The organism is Bifidobacterium sp. UTCIF-38 (assembly GCF_006454495.1).
Lineage (GTDB): Bacteria > Actinomycetota > Actinomycetes > Actinomycetales > Bifidobacteriaceae > Bifidobacterium > Bifidobacterium callitrichos.
This window is the reverse complement of sequence record NZ_JFAL01000012.1, coordinates 33,005-49,931: the sequence shown is the minus strand read 5'-3', so window position 1 is coordinate 49,931 and position 16,927 is coordinate 33,005. Positions and strand designations below refer to the sequence as shown.

At 62.4% G+C, this 16,927-nt stretch carries 13 protein-coding genes; 5 read left to right on the top strand and 8 right to left on the bottom strand.

Annotation, left to right across the window (positions count from 1 at the left end):
* The first annotated feature begins 2 nt into the window (after positions 1–2).
* On the top strand, positions 3–890 hold the full coding sequence (locus BW11_RS05010; protein ID WP_140444905.1) for a sugar phosphate isomerase/epimerase: 888 nt from the start codon (positions 3–5) through the stop codon (positions 888–890).
* A gap of 455 nt (positions 891–1,345) precedes the next feature.
* On the opposite strand, the gene BW11_RS11525 is transcribed toward BW11_RS05010, so the two are convergent.
* Together BW11_RS11525 and BW11_RS05005 are read right to left on the bottom strand one after the other, a co-directional pair.
* The gene (locus BW11_RS11525; protein WP_181162511.1) at positions 1,346–1,633 is read right to left on the bottom strand and encodes a hypothetical protein; all 288 of its coding nucleotides are present in this window, start codon (positions 1,631–1,633) and stop codon (positions 1,346–1,348) included.
* Between the two features lie 98 nt (positions 1,634–1,731).
* Positions 1,732–2,949: an ATP-binding protein gene (locus tag BW11_RS05005; protein ID WP_140444904.1), complete on the bottom strand. Its 1,218-nt coding sequence runs from the start codon at positions 2,947–2,949 to the stop codon at positions 1,732–1,734.
* Between the two features lie 691 nt (positions 2,950–3,640).
* Here BW11_RS05005 and BW11_RS05000 point away from each other — a divergent pair.
* Together BW11_RS05000 and xylA are read left to right on the top strand one after the other, a co-directional pair.
* Positions 3,641–4,870 (top strand): ROK family protein, encoded by a 1,230-nt coding sequence (locus BW11_RS05000; protein ID WP_140444903.1) that lies wholly within the window; start codon positions 3,641–3,643, stop codon positions 4,868–4,870.
* A gap of 253 nt (positions 4,871–5,123) precedes the next feature.
* Entirely contained in the window at positions 5,124–6,470 is a 1,347-nt protein-coding gene (xylA, locus tag BW11_RS04995) for a xylose isomerase (protein WP_107044111.1), read from the top strand.
* A gap of 709 nt (positions 6,471–7,179) precedes the next feature.
* Here xylA and BW11_RS04990 read toward each other — a convergent pair.
* The 4 genes from BW11_RS04990 to BW11_RS04985 form a co-directional block, all read right to left on the bottom strand.
* Complete coding sequence (locus BW11_RS04990; RefSeq protein WP_140444902.1) at positions 7,180–8,703, bottom strand: xylulokinase; 1,524 nt, start codon at positions 8,701–8,703, stop codon at positions 7,180–7,182.
* Between the two features lie 248 nt (positions 8,704–8,951).
* A complete protein-coding gene (locus tag BW11_RS11810) occupies positions 8,952–9,080 on the bottom strand; it encodes a hypothetical protein (RefSeq protein WP_258184550.1) in 129 nt (42 codons plus the stop codon).
* A gap of 177 nt (positions 9,081–9,257) precedes the next feature.
* Positions 9,258–9,383, bottom strand: coding sequence for a hypothetical protein (locus tag BW11_RS11805; RefSeq protein ID WP_258175602.1), 126 nt, complete (start codon positions 9,381–9,383; stop codon positions 9,258–9,260).
* Positions 9,384–9,948: 565 nt separating this feature from the next.
* Positions 9,949–10,833, bottom strand: coding sequence for a Fic family protein (locus BW11_RS04985; RefSeq protein ID WP_140444901.1), 885 nt, complete (start codon positions 10,831–10,833; stop codon positions 9,949–9,951).
* A gap of 504 nt (positions 10,834–11,337) precedes the next feature.
* Between BW11_RS04985 and BW11_RS04980 the strand changes: the two genes are divergently transcribed.
* The gene (locus tag BW11_RS04980) at positions 11,338–12,021 is read left to right on the top strand and encodes a YesL family protein (RefSeq protein WP_140444900.1); all 684 of its coding nucleotides are present in this window, start codon (positions 11,338–11,340) and stop codon (positions 12,019–12,021) included.
* On the opposite strand, the gene BW11_RS04975 is transcribed toward BW11_RS04980, so the two are convergent.
* A complete protein-coding gene (locus BW11_RS04975) occupies positions 12,002–13,036 on the bottom strand; it encodes a LacI family DNA-binding transcriptional regulator (protein ID WP_181162510.1) in 1,035 nt (344 codons plus the stop codon). The two genes, BW11_RS04980 and BW11_RS04975, sit on opposite strands and share 20 nt — an antisense overlap.
* A 197-nt stretch (positions 13,037–13,233) precedes the next feature.
* On the opposite strand from BW11_RS04975, the gene BW11_RS04970 reads away from it, so the two are divergent.
* Positions 13,234–15,441, top strand: a complete 2,208-nt coding sequence (locus tag BW11_RS04970) for a beta-galactosidase (RefSeq protein WP_140444898.1) — start codon at positions 13,234–13,236, stop codon at positions 15,439–15,441.
* Here the strand turns inward: BW11_RS04970 and BW11_RS04965 are convergent.
* Positions 15,435–16,493: a LacI family DNA-binding transcriptional regulator gene (locus BW11_RS04965; RefSeq protein ID WP_181162509.1), complete on the bottom strand. Its 1,059-nt coding sequence runs from the start codon at positions 16,491–16,493 to the stop codon at positions 15,435–15,437. The genes BW11_RS04970 and BW11_RS04965 overlap by 7 nt on opposite strands.
* Between the last annotated feature and the right edge of the window lie 434 nt (positions 16,494–16,927).

The window sequence follows — 16,927 nt, the reverse complement described above, 5'->3', positions numbered from 1 at the left end:
TCATGACATGGGAACTGGCCGCGTCCACTCTGGGCGCTCCGTACGACTCGATGGACGAGCTTGCCAGGACGTTCAACGCCACCGGCGTCAAGAGGATCGAGGTGGCCGTCGGTGACGAGATGAAGTTCACGATGACCTCCACCGACGACGAGCTCAAGGCGATGCGCGACGAGCTCGCCGAGAAGGCGGGCGTCACCATCTTCGCCGTCGACTCGCGCGTGCAGGTATGCAACACCGCCCGCGAGGAGGACGAGCTGGTCGAAAGCCTCGAGCACTGCCTGCACATGGCGTCCGTGCTGGGGGCCAAGTACGTGCGCGTCTTCCCGACCGCGCCGCTCGAGCCGAGCTGGGATCCGGACCGTCTGCCGGGCATGGTGCTTCCCCAAGGCATGAACCTGGCCGGCGTGTCCAAGCGCGGCGCCGAGATCATCGCCCGTGCGCTGCCGACCGCCGACAGGCTCGACGTGCAGCCGCTCATCGAGACGCACGACAGCCACACCAACGGCGAGCGCAACGCGATCATCCACTACTACCTCGATAAGATCGCCCCGGACAACCAGGTCGGATCTATCTGGGATCTCGCGCACCCGTGGCGCGTCGGCGAGGCCCCGGCCAAGACCTTCGAGTACTTGAAGCCGTACCTCGTGGGCGGCCGCGGCGTCGTGCAGATCAAGGACTGCGCGTTCCCGGGCGACCAGACCCCGGTGTTGCAGGGCACCGGTCGCGTGCCGCTGGCCGAATGCTGCAGGCTCCTCAAGGACGGCGGCTACACCGGACCGCTCTCTCTGGAGTGGGAGCGCCGCTGGTACCCGCAGGTCGAGCCGCTCGAGGAGGCGCTTGTCGCCGCCCGCAAGGCGATCGAGGCCCTGCCGGCCGAATCCCAGCTGTGACGCAATGATCGGCGCGGCCGCACAGCCCGCCGACCTTGGTGACCCCGTGGAACGTGTGGCATGCACCTACTGAGTGTGCATCTACACACGTTCCACGGGGTCTTGTCGTTGCTGCCGGCATGTCGGTGTCTGTGTTGGTGTGTGGTGGTGTCTTTCGGTCTGTGTTAGTGCCTGTCTGGCCTGTGTTAGTGCTGTTAGTGCTGTTAGTGCCGTTTTGGCCTGTTGTTTCCTCCGCTGCCTCTTCCCATCGAGTGGTCTATGGTGCCATGGCGCGGTGAAATCCCCATCGAGCGGTGAGCTGTTTTCGGGAAATGGCGGAATTAGGCCATTTTGCGTCACCGCTCCATGGATGATTCACTACTTCATGGGCATATCACCGCGTCATGCGGTGCGATGCTGCGTCATGGTCATTGCGCGGCGTCACGGACAGTGCGCTGCCTCGCATGCGTAACTGATTACGTTTTCATGTGCCGTGATGTGCGATTGGGGGTATCGCCGACGCGGTCGAAATGAACATCACGTTTCGGGGAAACGTGCGAACAAATGCCAAGAAACGCTATTTTCAGCGGATTAGGTGAAATTGCACCAATGGCAGCGATAATGCGGTAAGCGTTTATCGGCGTGTCGGAAATGAACGCAGGAGGTGTTTTGAGTTGGATGGCGATGAGGATGAGCTGGAGGTTGGCGAGGAAGGTGACGTCAAGCCTGTCGTAGCGGGTGGCGGCTTTCCTGTAGTGCTTCATGCGGTTGAAATGGATCCGGGGGTTCGGTTCAGTATGGCAGGGCCGTTGCCTTCCCCATGCCGTTTGTGCATGCGCTACTCGGCGCGCTGTGAGGACGCTCATTCGGAGTGCGTCAGCCAGTCGAGCGCATTGACCACGTCGATGCCGTCGACGCTACCCAGTCCGAACGTGTCGAGCGTGAGGATCATCCGGCGACCAGATGCGTTGTGCAGCCTGCGCAGCGGCTCGAATTCACGGTCGCGGGTCGAGGGGTCCATGATGGTCGCGCTCACCTGAATGAACAGCCGCTCATCGGTCATATCGGCCGATATCCGATCGGCGACGAAATCGATCTCGAGGTTGTCCATTCTGCCGACCTGCACGTCGTATCCCCGTGTCTTGAGCTCGTTGTGCACGATGAGCTCAAGCAGTGGCCCGATATCGCCCTGATGATAGCTGACCAGCATGTTTTTGATGCCGGGATCCGCAGGATAGTACTTGCTCAATCCTTGGAGGTGGTCGCCACCTTTCACGTTGATGCGCCGGGCCTGATGGAATAGAAACGCGTCAAGCAGGCCGGAGATGTACCGTTCGATGGTGTCGTTGGTCGCCGAACGCCGTGCGCTTCCCAGCTTGTACTCGATCTTGGAGATGGACACGGGGGAGCCGGCGGTGTCGGCAAGATATCGGGCGACGTCATTGAACACCATGGGATTGCGTATCTGCAGATACTGGGAGATGTCCCGTACGAGTACCGTGTCGTAGATGCCGGAGAGCACGGTGTATGCCAGTTCCTGGTTGGTTCCCTGATCGACGACCGGGGGCAGTCCGCCGTATCGCATGTATCGTTCGAATGCGGTGTTACGATCGGATTCCCCGGTGTATCGGAGAAACTCCGCGAAGGACAGCGGGAACACCCTGATCTCGACATAGCGTCCGGACAGCAGTGTTCCCAGTTGCCTTGACAGCAGGTGCGCGTTGGAGCCGGTCAGATAGATGTCGACGTTCGCATCCACCTGCAACGCGTTGACCACGCGTTCCCATCCGTCGATGAGCTGCACCTCGTCGAGCAGCAGGTAATACCGATCGTGGTCATGCATGAGCCCCATGATGCGGTCATGCAACTGCGTCCGATCAAACGAGGCGAATTCGAACGATTCGAGATTGATGGTGAGAATATGGTCCGATGGAATGCCTTCCGAGGCGAGTTGTTGCCCCAGTAGCTTCAGGAGTGATGACTTGCCGCATCGGCGCATGCCGGTGATGACCTTGATGAGTCCGTTGTCTTTGGCGGCAAGGAGCTTGTCCAGATACAGCGGTCGCGTCTTCAGTTTCATGATGCTCCGAATTTTTGCTGGTGTACTGGTAAAAGTATAGAAGATGTGGGCTATTTTTACTACCATGCTAGTAAAAGTCGCGGTTGTCTTGTGAGTTTTGCTGGTGTACTAGTAAAAGTGGTGCTGAATGACGGTGCGGTATGGGGCTATCTCGTCTATAAGACGTACTTTTGGCGTTCTGCGGACATCTATCTCGCTTATGAGGGGTGCATACCCCAGGTATTACATCCTCAAATCGGCTTGACCCCAACGCCATTAAGCCGTTTTTGGCCCTTCATACCTGTGGGAGGTACCCCTCGTAACGCGGATAGAGGTCCGCAAAACGGCAAAGGCACCCCTTGTAACGCAGATAGACACGCAGATAGACGCGGGCAGGTGCGGATGGCAGGCAAGCAACGGCTCATCCATTTACCATGGTTGGGGTCGGGGCGCCGGTTCCGGCTATGACTTTCCTGGGCTCCATCTCATTCCCGCACGAACAGCGGGGACCGGTCCTGGAATGATCATGGGGGCTTGTGCGTAAAGGCTATTTCGTTCACTGCCTTTACAATCAGGGGAGAAAGAAATGCCGGTGTTCTAGTTGGTCCGGAACCGTTCCGGACGCCGACGGTGTGCCGAAGGCAATGCCGAAATGTCGCATCGGCAGGATGCTGGACGGGAATCGTGAGAAGGAACGAGGGGGGGGGCCGCAGTGCCGCGAGTCAGGAGCATCAACCAGGACGATCTGCGCAACCACAACCTGTCGGTGGTGCTCTCCACGCTCGCCCGCTCGCGCACGCCGCTGAGCCGCGCCGAACTGGCCAAGGAGACAGGGCTCACCAAGGCCACGCTCTCGCTGCTCGGCGACCTGCTGCTGAAGAACCATGTGATCCGCCAGCTTGATCCCACAGTCGGCGCGGCCTACGGCAGACCGAGCACCCCGCTCGCCTTCGCCCCCGGACGTTGGGCCGGCGTCGGCATGCAGGTCAACACCGACGGCTTCGGCTATCTCGTGCTCGACATCAACGGCGACGTCGTCGAATCGAACTGGTGCGAACGGACGATGGACGATGTGCGCCCCGACGACATCCTCGGCGAGCTCGACGCGATGATGATCCCCGTCGAAACCCGCCTCACCCGGCGCGGCTACACGATCGCCGGCGCCGAGCTCGCCCTGCCCGGCCTCGTCACCAGCGGCAACGAACTGCTCGTCGCGCGCAACCTCGGTTGGCGCGACCTCGATCTGAACCGGTATCCGGTGATCGAACGGCTCGATGCAAACGCCGAGAACGAGGCGACGCTCGCCGCCCTCGCGCAGATTCCCGGCTACGCCTCGCAGCGCACCGACGGCGACTGGCCGCTGAAGACCTTCGACTCCTTCATCTACGTGTCCACCGACATCGGCATCGGCGGCGCCTACGTGCGCGAAGGCCAGATCGTGCGCGGCGACCACGGGTTCGCCGGCGAGATCGGCCACGTGTGCGTCGACATGCACGGGGAGCTGTGCCGTTGCGGTCGCCACGGCTGCCTCGAGACGATCGCCGGCCGCCGCGCGCTCATGGTCGCCTCCGGACTTGCCGATGAGGAGCATGCCGCCGACACGACGCTTACGCCGAAACTGCTCAAGGCGTGGCGGGCCGGGGATCCGAAGGCCGTGCTTGCCGTCGACCATGCGATGACCGCGTTCGCCGCAGCGCTCGCCAGCGTCGTCAACATCGTCGACATCGAGAACATCGTGATCGGCGGCCTGTTGGGTGAGTTCGGAGACGAGATGGCGGACGTCCTGCACGCCCGGGTCGCCTCGCGCATCCTCGCTCGCGACGGCGTGGACGTGCGGGTGATGGTTTCCCCGGTCATCGACCATCCTGCGTTGCACGGCGCCGCCGTGATGGGCCTGCGCCGCCTGTTCGACTCGCCCCTCAAATACATGACGACGGTCTAGCCCGTCGGGCGATCGCGGCGGCTTGAACTGGTTGGTCGGCAATGATGTGAGTCGATGCCGCTTATGAAACCCAAACCCCTGAAACACGCCTTATCCGGCAGATAAGTTCATTCGTTTGACAAATATAGTTCAGTCATTTAACATAAGAGTCGTCAGCTGGTTCGCTCCGGGATCATGGCGGATGAAACGTCATGCGGAGGCCGAACGGCGCAACGGACAATAACACGCACATCCCGAGTCTAAGGAGACAGCAATGGGTCTGTGGGACATCGACAAGATCGAATACGTCGGCCGCAAGGGCGGCGCCAAGGAAGGCCTCGGCTTCCGCTACTACGACGCCGACAAGGTCGTCGCCGGCAAGAAGATGAAGGACTGGCTGCGCTTCGCCGTGGCCTACTGGCACACCTTCGACCAGCGTCTCGTCGACCCGTTCGGCGACGGCACCGCCGAGCGTCCGTACGACAAGTACACCAAGCCGATGGATCTGGCCCTCGCCAAGGTCGACTACGCCTTCGAGTTCTACACCAAGCTCGGCGTCGAGTACTTCTGCTTCCACGACCGCGACATCGCCCCGGAGGGTGACACCCTGCGCGAGACCAACGCCAACCTCGACAAGGTCGTCGACAAGATCGAGGAGAACATGAAGTCCACCGGCGTCAAGCTGCTGTGGAACACCCAGAACCTGTTCACCAACCCGCGCTTCGTCGCCGGCGCCGCCACCTCGCCGTTCGCCGACATCTTCGCCTACTCGGGCGCCCAGGTCAAGAAGAGCCTCGAGATCGCCAAGCGCCTCGGCGCCGAGAACTACGTGTTCTGGGGCGGCCGCGAAGGCTACGAGAACCTGTGGAACACCCAGATGCACCGCGAGCAGGCCCACATGGCCAAGCTCTTCCACCTCGCTGCCGACTACGCCAAGGAGATCGGCTTCACCGGCCAGTTCCTCATCGAGCCCAAGCCGAAGGAGCCGACCAGCCACCAGTACGACTTCGACGCGGCCGCCGCGCTCGCCTTCCTCAAGACCTTCGACCTCGAGGACGTCTTCAAGTTGAACCTCGAAGGCAACCACGCCAACCTGGCCGGCCACACCTACCAGCACGAGGTGCGCTTCGCCCGCGAGAACGGCGTGCTCGGCTCCCTCGACGCCAACCAGGGCGACAAGCTCATCGGCTGGGACATGGACGAGTTCCCGTCCGACCTGTACGACTGCGTCGCCGTGATGTGGGAGGTCCTCGCCAACGGTTCGATCGGCCCCCACGGCGGTCTGAACTTCGACGCCAAGCCGCGCCGCACCTCCTTCGAGGCCGACGACCTGTTCCGCGCGCACATCGTGGGCATGGACTCCTACGCCGCCGGTCTGCTCGTCGCCGCCAAGATGCACGAGGACCACTACATCGAGGATCTGCAGGCCGACCGCTACAGCTCCTACGAGTCCGGCATCGGCGCCGCCATCGAATCCGGCGAGGCCACCCTCGCCTCCCTCGAGGAGTACAGCCTCGACAAGACCCAGGCCGAGCTGCGCGCCGCCACCAAGTCCGATCACCTCGAGCAGGTCAAGGCCACGATCAACAACTATATCGTCGACGCCCTCGCCGAGGCGTGATCGTCCAGGCGTGATCAGCTAGGCGTGATCGTCTAGGCGTGATCGACCGTGAGGCCCGACGAGACCGGGCCTCACGCTTCTCTCTCTTCTTCTCCTGTTTTCCTTCCATCAACGCATGATCCGCCTGCGGTACTCGTCATCCGCAGGCGGATCATGCGTATTTTTGCGTGTATATCGTGTATGGCACGAGATGATTATTGCCGCGACTGCACATAAGTCGCTCGGTTGCTGAGGTGTGCGCTTTGACGGGCTGCGACTCGGTGTGGTGTATGCCGGCGTGACGTGACGTGCCGGCGTGTGCTGGGACGCGGTGTGCCCTGATGTGGCGTTGCTATGCCTGTATGTGCCGTTCAACGTAAGTCAATCGTTTTACATTCGTTGAGTGGCAGAATATGCTGCCACTCAACGGGGATTTCGCAATTATTTGCGTTGAGTGGCAGAACTCGACTGTGAAGTCCCGTATTGAATAAGAGATCCGATTATTGACGTATCGTCAAAACGGCTATTTCCCAAGGGTTTTTGAATCCGTCATCCGCAGTTGAGCTGGATCGCGCCATACGGATGCCATCCGTTGCTGCCACTCAACGCGAAAAACAGTCAAATCGTCGTTGAATGGCAGAAAATACTGCCACTCAACGCAATTGCCGCCGTTTTTGTCGTTGAGTGGCAGTGTGATGTCTCGGGGCATGGTTGACTTGTCAGCCAACTGTCAGCCGCGATACCTCGCGTACTGCGCGTACACCTCGGGCGTCGGCTCGCCGGTCAGGGTCTCCTCGATGGTCAGCGGCCACGCCGGCGGTTCGGCCTCGCCGGAGAGCACCCATGCGGCCTGGCGTGCGGCGCCGATCGCCACATACTCGTCGGTCGCCGGCAGCTCGACGTCCATGCCGAGGATGCCCGGCGCGTAGGCGCGCACCGCGGCGGAACGCGCGCCGCCGCCGATCAAGAGGATGCGCGTGATGTCCGCGCCGAGCGAACGGATCAGCTCAAGGCAGTCGCGCTGCGAGCACAGGAGTCCCTCGACGAATGCGCGTGCGAGGTTCGCCTTCGTCGTGTTGGCAAGCGTCATGCCGTGCAGCGTGGCCGTCGCGTCCGGACGGTTCGGCGTGCGCTCGCCGTCGAAGTACGGGATCAGGGTGATGCCCGCCGCACCCGGCGCCGACTGCGCGGCCAGTGTGGCAAGCTCGTCGTAGTCGACGCCGAGCGCCGCGCGGCCGGCGTCGGCGATGCGTGATCCGTTGATCGTGCAGGCGAGCGGCAGGTAGTGGCCGGTGCAGTCGGCGAATCCGGAGACCGCTCCGGTCAGGTCGTACACCGGGTTCTCGGCGATGGCCGCCGCAACTCCGGACGTGCCGAGCGAGATGGACACGTCACCGACGGCCATGCCGAGGCCAAGCGCGGCCATCGCATTGTCGCCGCCGCCGGGGCCGAGGATGCAGCCGCCTTCGATCTCCTTGCCGGCGAAAACGGGGGAGGCTTTCACCGCCGCGGTTTCACGGGGGCCGAGCACCGTGGGCAATGTGATCGCATCGGCATGGGACTTGGCGGCATCCTCGCCCTCGGCCGCGGCCAGCACCGTGGCCAGCAGGTCGCGGCGGTACTGGTCGTGCGCGGCATCGTAGTAGATGGTGCCGGAGGCATCGGAGCGATCGGTGAACAGGGCATCGAGATGCGCGTCCTCGCCGGGGGCGACCGGTCCGTATCCGGCGATGCGCCAGCTCAGCCAGTCGTGCGGCAGGCAGATCGCGGCGATCCTCTTCGCGTTCTCCGGTTCGTTCTCGGCCACCCATGCGACCTTGGTGAGCGTGTACGAGGCGACCGGCGAGGAGCCGACCGCCTTGACCCAGCGCTGCTTGCCGCGTGTGATGACATCCTCCGGCTCGCTAGGTTCGGCGGGAGCGGCGCTGCCGAGGCGTTCGATCAGGGCGGCCGCCTGCGGGGCGGAGCTGATATCGTTCCACAGCATCGCATCGCGGATCACATTGCCCTGTTCGTCGAGGATGACCATGCCGTGCTGCTGGCCGCCGACCGAGAGCGCGGACACGTCGTCGAGTCCGCCGGCCTGCGCGCTCGCCTCGAGGAACGCGTTCCACCACGCGTTCGGGTCGACGCTCGTGCCCTCGGGGTGCTTCGCCTGTCCGAAGCGGACGAGCTTGCCGGTCGCGGCGTCGGTGACGCGGACCTTCGTCGACTGCGTCGAAGTGTCGACTCCGGCGACCAGAACCTGTGCCATGGGTGTTCCTTTCGTTGGCGATCCCTGCGGGCGGCGGTCGGTGCGGCTCCGCCGCGGCCCATATAGTTAGATGATTTAATTTAATTGTACGTGCATATGAGGCCGATGTCCAGCTGAAAGGCTTGCAGTCGCGGACGCGCATGGGCTGTTGGCATATGAAAAAACGGGATCCCGCGATTATTCGCGGAATCCCGTTTCTGGATGTGGCTGAAGCCGTGACGGCCGGAACGAGCCGGTCATCGGATCATTCAGCGGTTGGTCTCCTTGACGTCGTTGATGATGTCGGACATCACCTTGTAGTTGGCGTAACCGTTCTGGGCCATCGAGTTGACACCGTACATGGCCAGACCACGCATCATGGAATCCTTGAACGACATAATGAACTTCCTTTCGGTTTGGAGCGTGTTCCCGTTGGGCTCATGCTCCGTGATGTATACGTTTGTTGTTGCAATCGCCGGAATCCGTTCGGCATCGGCGGTTGCGGGGGAGTGCGCGCGGCTCTGCTGCTCTGTTTTTCAGAGGCGGCCGTCAGGCGCGCTCCTCAAGAGCTAAAGTCAGCGGCCGATCTTGTTGTCGTTGATGATGTCGGCGAGAACCTTGGTGTTGCCCATCGTGTACTGGGCCATCGTGCTTGCACCGTAGAGAGCGAGACCGCGGACCATGGAATCCTTGAACGACATAATGTCTTTCCTTTCATCAGGTCAAAGCCTTGCGGCTTCGAAATCTTCGTTTTCTTGGCTTCTTTCTGAAACCGGTTTCAGAATAACGCATCATGATGACGAATGCAAGCGAAATTCGGGTTTTCGGCGTTTCTTCACAATTCTGAAACCGATTTCGTGGGTTATCCATCGAACCGGTTCGATGCAAAGGGGTGCCGGAAGCCCTACTCCCAAGCCGATTCCCGGGGTGCTGCAGGCCGAGCCGGTCGGCCGCCGTCGCCATCCGAGCCGATTCAGTCGCCACGATGCATATCCGCACCTCTTTTGGTGGTCTGCCGCCGCCGGATGTATGCCGAGATGACGCCATCCGTCCGTTTCCCTTCAGGATTCGGCTTGTGCTGTCAGAAAACGGACTCCTCAAGTCGGATTGGCGTCCGGTTGCGGCTAGTGAAAGAGCGACGCTGGTTTGTAACGGACTCCTCGAGCCGACTTCGCGTCCGTTTCCGCCTGACAGTCGGAGGACTCCGACGCCTAACGGACGCTACGGACGCGATCGGCGGCCATTACGTGCTGTGAACCGAGGATGCTAATGGGAAACGGACGGATGCGGGTTGACGCGGGACCGCATATCATCCTCGGGCCAGTTCCGCTTCACGAACGGGTTGGAGATTCGCCGTCCGCCGCGTCGTTCCGCCACGGCGTCCGGATCCCACTCGGACACATACGAATAACGGATGCGATCCGGTGCCAGGCGTTCGATGAGTCCCTCGTAGTAGTCACGTTCGGTCAGCAGGGTGTCGACGAGGTAACCGGGCTCCTCGCCGAATCGGCTCAGGCCCCGTACGTACAGGTTTTTGTCGGAGTCGCGCACGATCAAGGGGACTGTGTTCAGACGCAGCAGCTCCTTGAACATGATCAGCCGGCCGATCCTGCCGTTGCCGTCGGAGAACGGGTGCGTGGTCTCGAACATCCAATGCGCATGCGCGATCTCATACGGATCGTCACGCAGATTCCGATACAACGTGAACACCTGTTCCATGGCCTGCGGGACATCGGCCGGCAGGGCGGTATGCACACCGAGGATCTCGCTGATCACGTTCGGCACGACCTTGTATCCGCCCACATTGCGGTCGAGGTCGAGCTCCTGACTCGTACCACGCTTGAGTATCGCATGCAACGTGCACACCATGGTCCTGTCGACCGGGTCGTCGACATGATCGAGAATCCAATTGAACGCATGGAAATGGTTGCGCGTCTCCACCACGTCGTCGGCGCGGATCTGATCGTCGGAACCGTCCGGTAGCAAGGCGCCGGTGCTGTAGAGCTGGGCGGTCTGTTCGGGGGAGAGCGTCGAACCCTCCATATGATTCGAGTTATAGGCGAACAGGATCTGCGTGTTGTAATACAGTCCGCCGTCGACCCGCTGATCGCGCTCTCGCCTGAGCCATTCGACAAGTCGTATGCGTTTCATGCCTCTCCGATTCGCCGTTTCCGATGTTGCATAACTCTGTGTCTTGATTCCGAGCGTACCGCATTTCCGGTCGTGTTCCTGTGTACTGGTCGGGCTGGGGCGTGGAACGATGGGTGTAGGGAACTCTCGTCTCTCCGGTAGTGAGTCTGTGATGCCTGTGACTCACCAGTGGATGACTGACCTGTGTGGAAGGCGGTCGGCACGATTGCGCTGTGTAGTGCGATGCGCAGGCGCGATGGGCGGTGGTGTAGTGCGGTGAGAGGGGGAGATGGCTGGACTCCGGCGCGTCGAACGAAAATCGCAACGTAACGATGGTATCGTTGCCATAGATTGCGGGTGATCTCCGCGATGGATTCGCCAATCATGGATTGGCGGACGGGCCATGGAGATGATCACGGATTCCGGGCCGATCAAGGGCCGATCAAGAATCGATCATGGACCGATCAAGGATCGGTAAACCGGTGAAGGACCGGCCGGAAAGCGGCCGGAGGCGAAGGAGCGTTCATGCGACGGATCGCGGTTGGTTACGAATTCATATGCCGCATCATCATGATGCTGATGGTGTGCCAGGTGGCGTTCATCGTGCACACGGTGATGGGCCTTGTGGTTGCGGGGTTCTTCCCCTCGGTCGCCGCCCTGTACTCCACGTTCCGCACGTGGCTGCTCGACGTCGACGATCGGTCCTGGACCATCAAGCAGAGCTGGGTCACGTTCCACCACGCATGGCGGAAGGAACTGAAGTCCGCGAACCTGTTCGGCTGGCCGCAGCTCGTCGTCTGGGCGCTGCTCGTCTGGGACTACTTCCTCGCCAACTGGAACGACATGGGCGTGGTCGGCTATGCGGTCTCCGGCATCCTGCTCATGGTCAACGTGGTGTACGGCCTGTTCGTGCTCATCTCCTGGGCCATCCGTGCGAACTTCGACGAGAAGCCGTGGTGGGTGGTGCGCACGTCCGTCTCGATGGTGATCGCCCGTCCGTGGTGCTCGCTGATGGTGACGGCGCTGTTCGTCGCGAGCGTGTGGTCGTACTACACGTGGCCGGGACTGGGCGCCGCGCTCGGCATCACCGTACCCGTGTTCCTCACCATGGTGGCGATCTATGCGTACGGTCGCCTTCCCGGCATGGACATCCACGTCCTGGCGCCGCCGAAGACCGCCGGTACCGCCCCTACGCCGATTCCCCGATGATCAGCCGGCAGCGTCCTTGATCCACCCGCGGTTCGCGCTGCACATCCGGGTGCTCGATCTGGTCAACCAGCAGGTCCAAGGCCTTTTCGGCCGTGTCGTCATAGTCCAGCGCCAAGGTCGACAGGGTGGGGACGGTGAACTGCTCGCCGTAGGCGTAGATGCCGTCGTTGCCGAACACCGCCTTGTCCTGTGGCACGCGCACGCCCTCGTCATGGAATCCGCGGATCAGTCCGTAGGCGATCAGATCGTTCATGCAATAGAACACGTCGTACCGGTCGACCATGCGGGTGCCGTCCGCATCCGTCTCGCACAGTCTGTGAGCCGCGGCGATGGCCGAGGTCGTCTCCCAGTTGCATTCCACGAAGTCGTGCTCGTCGCCCAGTCCGCTGTCCTTCATCGCCGCGACGGTGTATCGGATGGCCGGAGAACGGCCGCCGAGATCGTCGGTGAGTTTGTCGAGCGGATGCCCGCCGACGATGCACGCATGCCGGTAGCCGCGACCGGCAAGATATCCGAACGACACGGATGCGCCGCGGGACAATGGCGGCAGCACGTTGTCGAACAGCGGATCGTCGACCTGATAGTTGAGCAGGACGGTCGGATGATTGCCGAGCATCGCCTTGAGGTGTCTGTCGTCGACGTTGCTGGCATTGAGGATCAGTCCGTCGCATACGGCCGAGTTGATCTGGCTGACGATGTCGGTTTCGGTGTCCGCGTCGTATCCGGTCTGCATGATGAGCGTGCGCAGGTGGCGCTTGTCGGCCGCCTTGGAAATGGCTGCCACCAGATTCGCGTAGTAGGGGTGCGTGATGCTGGGGATCAGGGCCGCGATCGATCCGGTGCGGCCCTTCTTGAGGAATCGCGCCGACAGGTTGGGGGAGTAGCCGAGCTGCTTGGCCGCGGCGAGCACTTTGTCGCGCGTGGCGGGTTTAACGATATCCTCCCCACGTATCGCCGCTCCGGCGGTGCTCATCGACACGCCCGCCAGGGCCGCCACATCCTTCAAAGTCGCCATAGGCGCCACGCCATCCATTTCCGTTTTCGCCGTTATTTGCGGACTCCAGCCTAGCGCATGGGTGGAAGATCGCACGGTTCGGATAGAATCATATCGTTGCGATTCGATGCCGCGTCGCCGATGGCGTCGTGTGCTTCGGGTTGTGGCCTATCATGGAGGGTGATGGGAGAGGTTAACGTTAACCGAAGCGAGGAAGTATGCGGTTACCCTGTGTTCCCGGCCAAAGCGTGCCGATCGATCTTGACTATTCCACCGACGGCGTCGATCTGACGGTGTTCGAGCGTGACACGATGCCCGAAGCGGCCGTCGCGCTCGAATCCGCCGCGGCGCTTCTCGTGCGCGCGCAGAGCCTCGACAGCTATTCCGTCTGTCTGCAGCTCGCGTTCTACGAGGCCGGACAGCGCGAGCGCGGCGAGGATCCGACCCTGCGCGCGGTCTTCGGCATCCTGCCCGGAGTCGAGGTGCCTGTTCCGTTCGATTTCACCTGGCTGGACGGCCAGACCCTGTTCGCTCCTCGCACATTGGGCCGGCTCAAGATGACGCTGTTCGGCAAGCGGATCCGCCGCGCCGACATCGCGTCCATCGTGCTGTCGGCTACCCCCGGATTCCCGGGGCGCAGGCTCCGCCTGTGGCCGTGCGAGCTTCTGGACGACATGCCGCAGATCGATATTCCTGCAAAACCGCTGATCGACGACCTCGGCCAGTGGCTGCCCGGCGAATGGCCCGGCAAGGTTCCCGGGCGAGCGGCCTGCACTGCGCGGCTAAACACCATGGCGGATTCCGCCGATCCCGATGAAAAGCGCGGCAAGATCGCAAACGGGCCCGACATGCACGAATCCACGCATGAGGTCAACGATGACGACGTCCGGCACGTCGTCCGGCATGCCGTCGATCACCCGTACGCCGCATTCCCCGTATGGGACCGCTTCGGCGGCTGGACCGGCAGACGATTCGAGGCGACCGGCTGGTTCCGCGTCGAACGGGAGACGAACCCCGACGGCACGACGGGGCGATTCTGGCTCGTGGACCCGGAAGGCGGTGCGTTTCTCTCAACCGGTGTCGACTGCGTCGGCGCGGGCATCCAGACCCGACTCGACCCGGTGCGCCCATGGCTGGACGCTCACACGGCCGGGCTGCTGGACCAGGCGATCGCGAAGGCCACAGCCGGTTCCGGGAGCGGGCGCGAAGGAACGAATGCAGCCACCGATTTCGGCGACCCGTCGTTCTCGTGGCGACCCGATGCCAGGGGCTGCAACGGCGTCAACGCCTCGTACGACTACGGGCAGGCCAATCTGCGCGCCGCGTTCGGCGATGACTGGTATGACTCGTGGACGCGCATCACCCGCAATCACCTGACCGACTGGGGCGTCAACACGATCGGCAACTGGTCCGATCGCAGGTTCATCAGCAGGGCCGGCATCCCGTACGTCCTTCCCGCCGACGAGCTCAACGGCGGATTCCCGAAGACCGAACTCATGCTGTTTCGCGACTTCCCGGACGTGTGCTCGCCCGAATACGCGCGCGACGCCGAACGATACGCGCAAGGTCTGCTCCCGTGGAGGGACGAAACGAACCTGATCGGCTACTTCATGCGCAACGAGCCGAACTGGGCGTTCGTCTACGACCTCAACATCGCCGAGGAGATGCTCGCCAACCCCGCCGACCTTGTCTCGAAGCGGCGGTTCGTCGAATGGCTGAAGGCGCGCTACAACGGCGAAGTCGACGTGCTCAACGCGGCATGGGCGGCGTCGTTCGCCTCGTTCGACGCGATCATCGCCGAACCGCGCTTCCGTCTGGCCACAGCGTTGCCGGGCAGTCTTGACGATCTGCGTGCGTTCTCGACGCTGCTTATCGACCGCTACGTGCGCGTGCCCGCCGAGGCGCTGCGCCGTGTCGACCCGCATCACCTGAACCTCGGCATGCGCTACGCGTACATCACCGATCGAAGCCTGCTCGCCGGAGCCGACTGCTACGACGTGTTCTCGATCAACAGCTATCAGCGCACCGCCTATGACCAGGTCGAGCAGGTCGGGCGCATGCTCGATATGCCGGTCATGGTCGGCGAGTTCCACCACGGAGCGCTCGACCGCGGCCTGACCGCCCACGGCATCCGCGGCGTCACCACGCAGACCGAACGCGGCGTGGCCTACCGGTACTACGTCGAGCAGGCCGCGCGCAGCCCGTACTTCGTCGGCGCGCACTACTTCCAGTACAACGATCAGAGTTCGCTTGGCCGCTTCGACGGCGAGAACTACCAGATCGGCTTGGTGGACGTGTGCATGCAGGAGTATCCGGAGATGGCCGAGGCGATGCGTGCCTGCCATCGGTCGCTATACGAGGTCGCGGCGGGGGAGCGCGGGGCGTTCGACCGCATCCCCGAGGAGATCAACCCGATCCACTACTGAGATACGGCCGTCGAACCGCGTTCGATGAGGCGGAATCCGGCGATGACCCGTTGGGGCATCGAGACCGGGTTGTCGCCGAATTTGCGCAGCATCATGGCCACGGCCGTCTCGGCCATGCCCTCGTAGTCGAGCGCGATGGTCGTCAGGCTCGGCACGCTCCATTCGCCCTGCGGAATGCCATCGAATCCGGTCACCGCCACGTCCTCGGGTACGCGCACGCCGCGATCGGCAAGACCGCGGAGCACACCGAGCGCGATGTCATCGTTCATGCAGCATACCGCGTCGTATCGCAGTCCCTTCGGTCTGCCGTCGTCGGTCCGACCGGTCGCGGTGTCGGCGATGCGGTGGCCGACGTCGGTGCCGCCGTTCGCGCCCCAGTCGCAGTCGATGGCGCCGCAATCGCCGGAGATTCCCAACTCATCGAAGGCGTTGACCGCCGAGCGCGCCCGTTCGTAGCGCGCGCGGCTGCTGGATACGTCGGCCATGGCATGCAACGGTATGGTGGCGCCTGCCACGCAGATCCGTGTGCGGCCCCGTCCGACAAGATGGCGGATGGCCCGGTCGATGCCGCCGGTGCTGGGAGCGTTGACCGAATCGATGACGATGTCGGTGCTGTAGTCCTCGAACATCACGGTCGGATGGTCGCCCGCGAGACGCGCCACCTCCCGGCTGTCGGTTTTGGCGGCCAGCAGGAACATGCCCTCCGAAAACGTGTCGTCCGATTGCGCGATCAGCTGCCGTTCGCGATCCGCCTCGAATCTGGTCTGCTGGATGATGAGCTGATATCCGTGCCGTTCGATGCTTGTCTCCATCGCGGTGACAAGACGACCGTAGAACGGGATGTCCACGGTGGGGATGACCAGCGAGAGGATGCCGGTACGGCCCGAGCGCAGCGCCCGAGCCGAGACGTTGGTGCTGTAGTTCAGGTCCTGGGCGGCCTTGAGCACTCGTTCGGCGGTTTCCGGGCGCACGTACGAGAGTCTCCGCAGCGCGCCCGATGCGGTTGATGGTGACACGCCGGCCTTGGCTGCCACGTCCTTGAGGGTGACCATCTTCGTCGTCCTTCGTCCTGTCTGTTGCGGTGTGCCGGCTTTCCGTGCGGGCCGGATCCTAGACGGCCTCCTGTGTGGAAGGGCACGAGCGTGTTCGTACGTCTGCATCGAAATGATTCGATGGTTCATACGATCTGACTGTGATGGTACTCGCAAAATCGCATCGCTTTGAATTGCGCGTGTCGCGCGTTCGATAGGTGATATTCCTTGGAATTGAAGGGATTCTAGGAAAAACAAAGCGTGTCGCAAGAATTTGACTTCGCTGTTGAATCGATATAGAATCGCAGCGTTGCGAAAACAAAGCGAACCTCCGGAGGGTACTGTAGCCCACCGAATCGTTTCGTAACGCAGACAACACAGTCAGCCTTTCACGTGGAAACCGGCCCGTACGGCGGCATGGGGAAGGGGAGGCACTCCCGGACACAACGAGGTCG